General features: G+C 73.7%; 6 protein-coding genes. 1 reads left to right on the forward strand and 5 read right to left on the reverse strand.

Annotated features, from left to right (window positions below; translation table 11 throughout):
* Positions 1-67: 67 nt before the first annotated feature.
* The 5 genes from ACFWZ5_RS43545 to ACFWZ5_RS43565 form a co-directional block, all read right to left on the reverse strand.
* Positions 68-2,050 carry an FUSC family protein gene (locus tag ACFWZ5_RS43545; RefSeq protein WP_384806829.1) on the reverse strand — a complete coding sequence of 661 codons (1,983 nt, stop codon included), beginning with the start codon at positions 2,048-2,050 and terminating at the stop codon, positions 68-70.
* A gap of 267 nt (positions 2,051-2,317) precedes the next feature.
* The gene (locus ACFWZ5_RS43550) at positions 2,318-3,355 is read right to left on the reverse strand and encodes an endonuclease/exonuclease/phosphatase family protein (RefSeq protein ID WP_384806184.1); all 1,038 of its coding nucleotides are present in this window, start codon (positions 3,353-3,355) and stop codon (positions 2,318-2,320) included.
* Positions 3,356-3,450: 95 nt separating this feature from the next.
* Positions 3,451-4,350 carry a hypothetical protein gene (locus tag ACFWZ5_RS43555; protein WP_384806182.1) on the reverse strand — a complete coding sequence of 300 codons (900 nt, stop codon included), beginning with the start codon at positions 4,348-4,350 and terminating at the stop codon, positions 3,451-3,453.
* Positions 4,351-4,442: 92 nt separating this feature from the next.
* Complete coding sequence (locus ACFWZ5_RS43560) at positions 4,443-5,288, reverse strand: ABC transporter permease (protein ID WP_384806180.1); 846 nt, start codon at positions 5,286-5,288, stop codon at positions 4,443-4,445.
* Complete coding sequence (locus ACFWZ5_RS43565; RefSeq protein ID WP_384806178.1) at positions 5,285-6,400, reverse strand: ATP-binding cassette domain-containing protein; 1,116 nt, start codon at positions 6,398-6,400, stop codon at positions 5,285-5,287. Before ACFWZ5_RS43565 ends, ACFWZ5_RS43560 begins: the two co-directional genes overlap by 4 nt.
* A gap of 191 nt (positions 6,401-6,591) precedes the next feature.
* Here ACFWZ5_RS43565 and ACFWZ5_RS43570 point away from each other — a divergent pair, with 191 nt between their 5' ends.
* Positions 6,592-6,969 carry a hypothetical protein gene (locus tag ACFWZ5_RS43570; protein ID WP_384806176.1) on the forward strand — a complete coding sequence of 126 codons (378 nt, stop codon included), beginning with the start codon at positions 6,592-6,594 and terminating at the stop codon, positions 6,967-6,969.
* Positions 6,970-7,039 lie beyond the last annotated feature (70 nt).

Genomic DNA, 7,039 nt, shown 5'->3' on the forward strand with positions numbered 1-7,039 from the left:
TCGGGGGTGCTAGGGGGCTGGCCCCCTAGTTCGGGAAGGGGCGGGTCTGGGGCGCACCCGCGAGGGATCAGCCCCGCGGTGACGTGACCGCCCGGGCCGCCGCCACCTCCTGGCGGAGTGGTTCCAGGACGCTGTCCTTGGGGCCGGTGAAGTCGATCGGGACGGGGTCGAGGACCTCGACCTCGCGGAGGGCGGCGGAGAGTTCGCGCAGCTGGCGGGAGACCTCGCCGACCTCGGGGTCGGCGGGGGCCACGGCCCCGTGCCGCACCCGCACCCGCGCAGCGGTCGTCGCGTCGACGATCCGCTCGACGGCCACCACGAGCGGCCACCACGCGGCGGCCCGCGCCCCCACCGGCGGCGGCTCGGTGAGCGCACGCTGGAACTCGGTGCGGATGTCGGACAGATCCCGGTACAGCCGCCGCCGCATCCGCGCCCGCGCGGCGGGATCCGCGGCGGGCCCGAACGCGCAGTCCACGTACGCCGCCGTATCGGCCACCGCGCCGGCGAGCCGGTCGCCGATGCGGGTGTGCCAGCTCTCGGGCCACAGCAGATAGCCCGCGACGAGCGCGATGCCGCAGCCGATGAGGCTGTCGAGGAGCCGGGGCAGGACGAGCCCGAAGCCCTGGTGGTTGAGGACGTCGGAGAGCAGCAGGATGACCGGGGTGATGGCGGCGGTCTGGTAGCCGTACCCGCGGGGCGTGAGCGCGGGGATGAGCATGGCGAGGGCGAACACCACCGGCACGTCCCACCAGCCGCGGTCCACGGACGCGAGGACGGCCGCCGCGACGACGAGCCCGGCCGCGGTGCCGACCGCGCGCATCACGGCACGCGAGAACACCGAGCCGAAGTCCGGCTTCAGGACGAAGGTGACGGTGAGCGCGACCCAGTAGGAGCGGGGCACGTCGACGAGGGACACCAGGGCCTGGGCGACGCCGATGCACAGGGCGAGGCGCAGGCCGTAGCGCCAGGACGCGCCGGAGAGGACGACGTTGCGGGTGGCGCGCCGGGCGCGGACGCGCAGCGCGGCGGGGCGGCCGAGCCGGTCGTCGGCGTGGACGACGGTGAGCGGGTCGGGGTCGGCGAGGGTGTCGGCGGCGTGCCGCAGGGCCTGGCGCACGGCGCGGGCGGCGGGCCCCTGGGAGCCGGGCCCCTGGGAGTCGGGCGGCTCGTCGGGCAGGCCGAGGTCGACGGGCGCCGAGACGGGACCGTGCTCGATGGCGGCGGCCAGCCTCCGGGCCGCTTCCGGGAGTTCGGGCGGCAGCTTCTCGCCGTACTGGTGGGCGGCGGGCGCGGCCTCGACGACGGGCGTGACGGCGTTCAGCTCGGCGACGAGCCGGACGAGGTCGGGGCTGCGGCCGTGGTCGCGGGCGCGGCGGGCCAGGACGAGGTCGTAGGCCTGGTTGAGGGAGGCGGTGACAGCGGCGCGGGCCTCGTCGTACCCGTCGTCCGCGCCGTGCTCGGTGCTCGCCGCCTCCAGGAGCGCCGCGACGGCGCGGTACGTCGCCGCGACCGCCGCCCGCTCCGGCACGCCCGACCGCAGCGGCCAGGCGAGCAGCGCGAGGACGAGGACGAGCAGGCCGCCGCCGGTCATCAGGGCGGGGGCGAGCCACCACTCACCGGGGAGCGGGAGGCCGGCGCCGATCACGGCGTTGAGCAGCAGGAGCAGACCGGATACGGAGGCCACGGCGCCGATCGTCGACATCATCCCGGACACCAGCGCGACCAGCGTCACCGCGCCGACCGTGACCCAGCCGTGCCCGTACACCAGCGCGCCGAGGGTCACGCCGAGCGCGCCGAACAGCTGGGGCACGGCGATGTTCAGGATGCGCATGCGGTACGCGTCGGCGGTGTCGCCGATCACGCCCGAGAGGGCGCCCATCGCTGCGAGCGCGCCGTACGTGGGTTTGCCCGCCGCCGTGCCGATGGCCAGGGGCAGGGACATCGCGATGGCCGCGCGGGACACGGCTGCCCAGGGGACGCGTGGGGCGGGTTGGGGCTTGAGGGAGCGGGTGAGCCAGTCGGGCGGGGTGAGGGGCGTGCGGGGACGCATGGACGCCATTATGGCTGTGAGCTGGGGGGATGGGGGTGGGGGTGGGCCCTCGCGGGTGCGCCCCAGACCCGCCCCTTCCCGAACCAGGGGGCCAGCCCCCTGGCACCCCCGAAAAGCAATCGGCGCTTCGCGCCTCGTCCTCAAACGCCGGACGGGCTGGATCTTGCGGCAAGATCTAGCCCCTCCGGCGTTTGAGGAGCGGGGTCTGGGGCGGAGCCCCAGGTTCGGGAAGGGGTGGGCTTGGGGGCCTCCCGGCAGGGCCCGGCCTCAGCCCGCTCGATGCAGTGTCAGGTCGACCAGCACCGCCCGGTGATCCGTGTTGCCGATGTCCAGGAAGCGGGCGTCGTGGGACGCGAAGTCGTCCGTCGTCAGGACGTGGTCGATCTGGGCCCCGAAGGGGCGGGGGAGGAACGTCGGCCAGGTAGGCGTGCGGGAGGCCCCGTCCTGCCGGGCCGCGTCGCGAAGACCCGTGTCGAGGATCCGCCGGAACGCCGCGTGATCCTGCGTGGCATTGAAGTCCCCGGCGATGATCGTGGCCCGCCCGCCCCCACCGTCGGCGTACTCCCGCAGCGAGCCCAGCTCCCGCCGCCACCGGTCCACGCCCCCCGGAGTGGGCGGCATCGGATGCGCCAGCTGCACCCGCACCGGGATCCCCTTGACGTCCGCGACAGCGCCCGGCATGCCGAGCGTGCCCCGCACCCCGTCGGCCCGCTTCAGGGGCAGGTTGCTGAGGATGACGGACCCGTCGGCCCCGTCGGCGTCGACGGCGGCACGGTAGGGGTAGGCGGACCGCGGCAACTCCTCCCGCAGCAGCCCGGCGCACGCCCGATCGCACTCGGACACGAAGACGAGGTCGGGCTTGCGCTCCCGTACGGCCTTGACCAACCCGCCCGTGCCGCGCCCGAATTCGACGTTGGACGCGAGGACCCGGATCTCGGCGACGGGCGGCCCGTCGGGGTCGGACACCTTGCCGTAGGGCTCCATGAACCAGGCGACCCCGGCGAGCGCCGCCACCGCCCAGACCAGGCCGACGCGCCAGCGCCCGTACGCGGCGAGCAGCAGCGCGGCCACCACGGGCACGAGCAGCCACGGCAGGAAGGCGAGGACCTGCGGCACGGGCGTGACCGCGTCGATGTCGGCGATCCGGCACCCGAGGACGCCGCTGACGCCGAGGAGCAGCACCCCGCCGGTCCAGGCGGCGACGCGGTGCCGCCGCGGCCGCCCTGCCGCCACGTACGCGTACGCGTCCTCGTGCTCGCCCTCGTCGGGCGCGGGCGCGCCGGGCGGTGCCGTCACATGCTCCAAGGGGCGGCCTTTCGTCGGTGGGGAACCCGTGGCGCGGTGCGCTGTCCGGATCCTCCGCTACGGACCGGATCATCCGCTACGGACCCGACCCTCCCTTACGGACCCGACCCTCCTTTACGGACCCGACCCTCCCGTACGGACCCGCCCTTACAGACGCGGCGGAACGGCGGAAGGTTTCCCGCCGCCCACGTCCCCAGGGCCACCACGAGCCCCACCCCCAACAGCACCCACGCCGTCGTGCGCAGCGTCGCGGTGAGCGCGTCGTAGACGGCGCCCGCGGCGGCGCGGGACACGTCGGGCGGCAGGTCGTCGAGGGTGAGGGCGCGGCCGACGGCGACCGCGACCGCCAGGGCCGCGGCGCCGAGCGCGGTGCCGAGCGCGGTCGCGGTGACGGCGCGGCGGCGGCGTACGGCGAGGAGGATGCCGCCCGCGCCGAGGACCACCGCGGCGACGGGCAGCCACAGGCCCGCGACCTGGAGCATGCGGAACCCCTTCCGGAAGTCGTTGAGGTCCTGCGCCTTCATGACGGTGATGGTGGTGTGGCGGACCGGGATGCGGTCGGCGAACGGCACGCCGTCGGCGTCGAGTTGCCGTTTGACCTGCTGGAGGATGGGGGCGAGGTCGATGGTGACGGCGTTGTCGGCGCCGTTCTCCAGGGCGTCCATCACGGCGGAGTGCGCGGCGCGGTTCGCGGCGTCCCACGCGGCGCGGTACGCGGCGGTCTCGGTGAACGACCCGACGGCGTCGCGCACGAACGACGCGACGGTGGACTGCAGCGGCCCCGCGTCGACCTCCTTGAGCACGGATTCCGTGACGGCGTCGGCGACGGCCGCCCGCACGGCCCGGTCGGCGGAGAGGGGCGCCATCGTGGCGACGTACCGACCGGTGTCCTCGATCTCGTACCTCGCCCAGGTCGCGACCGCGCCGAGCGGCACGAGGACGCAGGCGAGGACGATGAGCGCGGCCGACAGGGCGGCGCGGAGACGGGCGGACACGCGGCCAAGCCAAAGCCCCGGCCGCGTACGACGCGACCGGGGTCACTGCATATGGAGCACAAGCCCCGGTGGAAACCTCACCGGTGGAAACCTCACTTGCGGTTGTAGAGCCGCATCGTCACCGGCCCGAACACCGCCACGAGCAGGCCCGCCCAGCCGAGGCTCCAGGCGATCTCCGCGCCCGGCCAGGCGCCGTCCATGAGGCCGCGGACGGCGGAGGCGAGATGCGTGATCGGGTTGTTGTTGACGAAGGCCTGGAGCCAGCCCGGCATGGTCTCGGGCTTCACGAAGATGTCGCTGAGGAACGTCAGCGGGAAGAGCACCATCATGCTGACGCCCATCACGGACTTCTCCGTGCGAAGGAGCAGCCCGAACATCGTCCACACCCAGGAGAAGGCGAAGGAGAAGACGATGAGCAGCGCCACACCGAGCAGCACGCCGGCGGCGTTGTCGGGCCGGAAGCCCAGGATGATGCCGACGGTCAGCATCACGGCGGACGCCATGGCGTAGCGCAGGGCGTCGCCGAGGAGGTAGCCGACCATGGTGGACGGCCGCCAGATGGGCAGCGAGCGGAAGCGGTCGAAGACGCCCTTCTCGATGTCGGTGTTCACCGAGACGCCCGTGTACATCGTGATCATGACGACGGACATGACGAGGATGCCGGGCAGCAGGTACTGGATGTACTCGCGGGGCGATCCGGCGAGCGCGCCGCCGAACAGGTACGTGTACATCAGCACCATCATGATCGGGAACGCGGTCACGTCGAAGAGCTGCTCCGGCACGTGCTTGATCTTGAGCACGGCGCGCCAGCCGAAGGTCAGGGACGTGGAGAGCGCGCTGGGGCGCGGCGGGCGGTCCTTGGAGATGAGCAGTTCGGCGAGGGACTCGGTGCGGACGGGCGCGAGGTCCTGGGCCTCGGTGGCGGTGGCGGTGCTCATCGGACGACCTCGGCTTCCTTCTGGTCCTGGTGCTGGTCCTGGTCCTGGTGCTGCTCTGCGTGGTCGGGGGCCTGATCGGGGGCCTGGTCGGGGACCGGCTTGCCGGTGAGGGCGAGGAACACCTCGTCCAGGCTCGGCTGGCCGAGCGAGAAGTTGTCGACGGTGATGCCCGCGTGGGCGAGCTCGGCGAGGGCGCGGGACGCCTTCTCGGCGGCGGCCTCCTCGCTGTGCCGGGCGCCGTCGCCGACGCGGGCCGTGAGCGCCACCGGGTCCGGCTCCAGCTGCACCTGCGCGGCGAGGGCGCGGCCGAGCAGCAGGGCCGCCTCGTCGCGCCGGTGCGCGTCCCGCAGGCGTACGTGCACGGAGCCCGCGCCGACCGACGCCTTCAGCTCGCCCTTGGTGCCCTCGGCGATGACCCTGCCCTGGTCGATGACGGCGATCCGGGCCGCCAGCTGGTCGGCCTCGTCCAGATACTGCGTGGTCAGCAGCACGGTCGTGCCCTGGGCGACCACCGCGCGCACGATGTCCCACACCTGGTTGCGGCTGCGCGGGTCGAGGCCGGTGGTCGGCTCGTCCAGGAACAGCAGGTCGGGGGTGTTGAGGATGGACGCGGCGATGTCGATGCGGCGGCGCATGCCGCCGGAGTAGTGCTTCACCTGGCGCCCGGCGGCGTCGCTCAGCCCGAAGGCGGCGAGCAGCTGCTCCGCGCGGAGGTACGCGGCCTTCTTGCCGTGGCCGGTGAGCCGGCCGAGCAGGACCAGGTTCTCCGTGCCGGTGAGGTCCTCGTCCACCGACGCGTACTGTCCGGTGAGGCTGACCATGCCGCGTACGGCGTCCGCCTCGCGGACCACGTCGTGGCCGAAGACGTGGGCCTCGCCGCCGTCCGGGCGCAGCAGCGTGGCGAGCATCTTCACGGTCGTGGTCTTGCCCGCGCCGTTCGGCCCGAGCACCCCGTAGACGGTGCCGGCCGGGACGGCCAGGTCGACCCCGTCGACCGCGCGGTTGTCGCCGAACGTCTTCACCAGGCCCGCGGTCTCGATGGCCAGACCGTCCGGACCGGATCCCGGCCCGAATCCCGGCCCGGATCGCCGCTGCGGCTGCTTGCTGCTCATGTCGTACGCCTTCCGATTGCGGTCATCCGTCTGCGGTCGTCCGGTCGCGGTCGTCCGTGCGGTTCGGTAGCGGTGCGTCATGAGGGGAGACCGGGCGGGCCCGGGAAACTCATCGCTCTCGGGTGGAGAGCCGGGTCGTACGGGTGTTTCCTTGGAGGAGGCCGAGGTCTCCTGAACCGAGAGGAACCGCCATGGCACTCACCGCACACGGCACCCCCGGCGTCCGCGCCCTCTCCGCCGCCTGGGCGGGACCCGTTCTGCTCGGCGTCGTCTACGGCGTCTGGGCGGCGGGCATCCACCGCGACGGGGGTCCGATCACCGGCTTCAACGTGCTGTACGGCGTCGTGACCGGCGTCGTCTTCGCGCTTCTGTACGGGGCGTTGCGGCGGTTCGCGCCGGCGCTTCCGCGGGAGTTGCGGGCCATTGCCTGGGCGGCTTTTGCGGGGGTTTCGTTCGGGTTCCTGTACAGCCTCACCGATGCGTCGGTGCTGCGGTCGACGGGGATGGCGGGGACGGTGGCCGCGGGGGTGTTCGTGGCGGTGTTCTACCACTTCTATACGCGCGAGTAGGGGTGGGGCGGGGGCCCTCGCGGGGGCGCCCCTGACCCGCCCCTTCCCGAACCAGGGGGGCTCCGCCCCC

The sequence above is a fragment of the Streptomyces sp. NPDC059003 genome (genome assembly GCF_042740445.1).
GTDB lineage: Bacteria > Actinomycetota > Actinomycetes > Streptomycetales > Streptomycetaceae > Streptomyces.